The 475-nt window shown below is 66.1% G+C and carries 1 pseudogene; it reads right to left on the reverse strand.

Annotation, left to right across the window (positions count from 1 at the left end):
* A pseudogene (locus IAE24_RS29990) lies at positions 1-475 on the reverse strand (RHS repeat-associated core domain-containing protein); the annotation flags it as partial.

Below are 475 nucleotides of genomic sequence, written 5' to 3' on the forward strand. Positions count from 1 at the left end.
GTTGTCGCGCTCGAAGTCGATGAGGCTGGCTCCGTTGAGCTGCAGTCCGTGTACATGGCCTGAGCCGTAGGTGAGCCAGGCGATCTCTCCCAGGCCTTGCAGCTGGCTGTGCTGGCGTGCGCCCAGGCGGTCCAGCGTGTGGGCGATGCGGTGTTCGTATTCGATCTGGTCTGCGACCCCGTTCCCGTTGCCATTGCCGTTCTTGCCGGGCCGGTACAGCTGCTGCACTTCTGCGGTGATGCGGCCCAGAGCATCGCGCTCCAGTGCTATGCGGCTTTGCAGTTGGGCGATGAGGCCGTTGCCGTTGTCTGCGGTGCTGTGTTGCCAGACGCTGGCCGCCGTGAGGCGCCCGGCCGCATCCCATTCGTAGCGGTGGGTTTGTGCGGGCGCATGGGGTGTGGCGGGCAACTGCCGTTCGACCAATCGCCCGCCTTCGTCCCAGCGGTAGTGGCTGCTGCTTTGCTGCGCGGCGTTG

It is taken from the genome of Delftia sp. S65 (genome assembly GCF_016516495.1).
In the GTDB taxonomy this organism is placed as follows: domain Bacteria; phylum Pseudomonadota; class Gammaproteobacteria; order Burkholderiales; family Burkholderiaceae_C; genus Comamonas; species Comamonas acidovorans.